This window comes from Enterobacter sp. GER_MD16_1505_Eko_090 (genome assembly GCF_003331015.1).
GTDB lineage: Bacteria > Pseudomonadota > Gammaproteobacteria > Enterobacterales > Enterobacteriaceae > Enterobacter > Enterobacter roggenkampii.
This window is the reverse complement of sequence record NZ_PUQF01000053.1, coordinates 1-2,327: the sequence shown is the minus strand read 5'-3', so window position 1 is coordinate 2,327 and position 2,327 is coordinate 1. Positions and strand designations below refer to the sequence as shown.

General features: G+C 42.5%; 2 protein-coding genes. Both read right to left on the bottom strand.

What is annotated here, in order from left to right; all coding sequences use genetic code 11:
* Positions 1-272: 272 nt before the first annotated feature.
* The gene (locus tag C6A40_RS24645) at positions 273-746 is read right to left on the bottom strand and encodes a cytochrome b562 (RefSeq protein WP_000923859.1); all 474 of its coding nucleotides are present in this window, start codon (positions 744-746) and stop codon (positions 273-275) included.
* A gap of 18 nt (positions 747-764) precedes the next feature.
* Entirely contained in the window at positions 765-1,703 is a 939-nt protein-coding gene (locus C6A40_RS24640) for a cation diffusion facilitator family transporter (protein ID WP_001198019.1), read from the bottom strand.
* Between the last annotated feature and the right edge of the window lie 624 nt (positions 1,704-2,327).

Here is a 2,327-nt window from a genome sequence, read left to right as displayed (position 1 = left end):
GAAAGCGTGCGTATTGCCTGAAAACACAACCCGCTACGGGGGAGACTTACCCGAAATCTGATTTATTCAACAAAGCCGCAACAAACTAAAATATGTAGCATTGATAATGCATGTTTGTTACCCCAACATTTTTATATGTATTTTGCAGATAAGATAACGTTGTGAAATTTCCTCACCAGTGCATAGCTATCTGCTTGATTACAGGCACGTGTATCATGTCAGTTCAGGGATATCTTTCCAGCATATCTACCTTCACCGAATAATTCCCGGTCTCAGTCAACACCTAGTTTATTGTGGTATTTTCTCATCAGACTGCCTAGTTTCTGTGCTGCAATTTTCCCGGCGTCAAGACCTTCCTTCTCAGCGGTACTTTCAACGGCAGTTACCTCATCAATTAGAAGTGACATGCCTGCAACATACGTTTCCCTGTCATACCCTTCTACAGGGCTGTTCAGGATGGACTCTGCTGTTGCTTTCAGTTCCCGCATATCTTTCCTGAAGGATGTAACGTCCTCCTCCTTAAGTGCTGCGCGGTAGCTTTTATTCATCATCTTCATGGCATGTTCAACACCGTCAGAACCAGCCATTACACAGGGGGATAAAAGAAGGGTGGCTCCTATCACAACAGTACGCATAATTTTTCTCATAATAGCCTCCATATTGTTTACTCTCGTTTTCACAGTCAGAAGGGGTAATATTGCGCAAAAAAATAACCCCTTCCCAATCTTCTCAAAAAACAGCAGCATTCATATTATTTTTCAGGATTATTTGCCCCCGCAACCAGGACTATTATCACCTTTAAAATAAGGGTCAACATGTGTCATAACATTTAAAACATGATGATTATCTAAAACTGATTTCCTGGCCAAAACAGCAATGTCATGTCCTACTTTCACTGATAAATCACCATCAATTTCCAGATGAACATCAACCACAACAAGGTCCCCCATTTTTCTGGTCTTGAGGTCATGGATGCCTTCGACCCCAGGCGTGGACAATAATGTTGTTTTTATACTATTTTCAGTTTCAATATCCACGGCCCTGTCCATCAAGTCATGAAGCGAATCTGACATAAATGAATATCCCATTCTGGTCACAATCAGTCCCACAACCAGTGCAGCTACCGGATCAAGCAATTTAAACCCTGATAAACTACCAATAATACCAATAGCCACCACCAAAGATGAGGCGGCATCAGAGCGGGCATGCCAGGCATTGGCAACCAGCATAGTGGATTTTACTCGGGTTGCTACTGCCAGCATATAGCGAAAAAGAAGCTCTTTGATAACCAGTGCGGCTAAGGCCACCCACAGAGCAACAATATGTACCTGAGGAATATCATCTGGTTGTTGCATTTTATTTGCTGCTGACCATAACATCCCGATGCCAACAATGAATAAAATTGTCCCCAGAATTAATGATGCACCATTTTCATAACGATGATGCCCGTAGTGATGGTCATCATCGGGATTTTTTTTACTTTTATGATTAGCAATAAGCACCACAAAGTCTGAAACTAAATCAGACAGAGAATGGATACCATCCGCAATAAGCCCCTGAGATCCGGAAAATACGCCAGTAATCACTTGCCCGGATGTCAGAAAACAATTAACAAGCACACTAACCCATGTGCTTTTACGGGCCGCGAGGAAACGCTCATGAGAACTAATATCAATATCATCCGTAAGTTTGTTTACCTGCACCTGAAACTCCTAATAACAGCATCTACAGTTAATACTAAGCAGCCAATACTACCCGGCCAAGTTCAGTTTTGGTATATGAAATTTTGAGGTACTGTGGTGAAAATATAAAAATGGTGAGATTTATTCCTGTAAAGACCGCGCCATGGTGGCGATAACATCTATTTATCATAACGCCTGAACATTAATTTATTCTGAACAGAAGAGAGAAGAAAAGTTGACAGTTATCACAACTATACACTTACGCCCAGTGTGGATGGGTTCAACAAACTAAAATTGCAAACCCGATTAACTGAGGAATTGAGCGCTCTCGAAGAGGAGTTGCTTTCGGGTAGCTGTCAACCATTGCAAAATGGTAAACAACATCCTTTGGGTCCCCAACTGTGTGGCCACTGTAGTGACTGTGGTGGGTGATAGAACTGGTCACATTGATGCCAGACTTTTTCGTGCCGCATGTATGGCACACTGAATTTGATTAAGACCTGCTGAAATGAAACCGGAGGGCACTGTTGCAAATAGTCGGTGGTGATAAACTTATCATCCCCTTTTGCTGATGGAGCTGCACATGAACCCATTCAAAGGCCGGCATTTTCAGCGTGACATCATTCTGTGGGCCGTACGCTGGTA

Excerpts from the sequence above, each read along its gene's own strand:
- C6A40_RS24645 (WP_000923859.1), bottom strand. The coding sequence starts at position 746 with ATGCTGCTGTTTTTTGAGAAGATTGGGAAGGGGTTATTTTTTTGCGCA.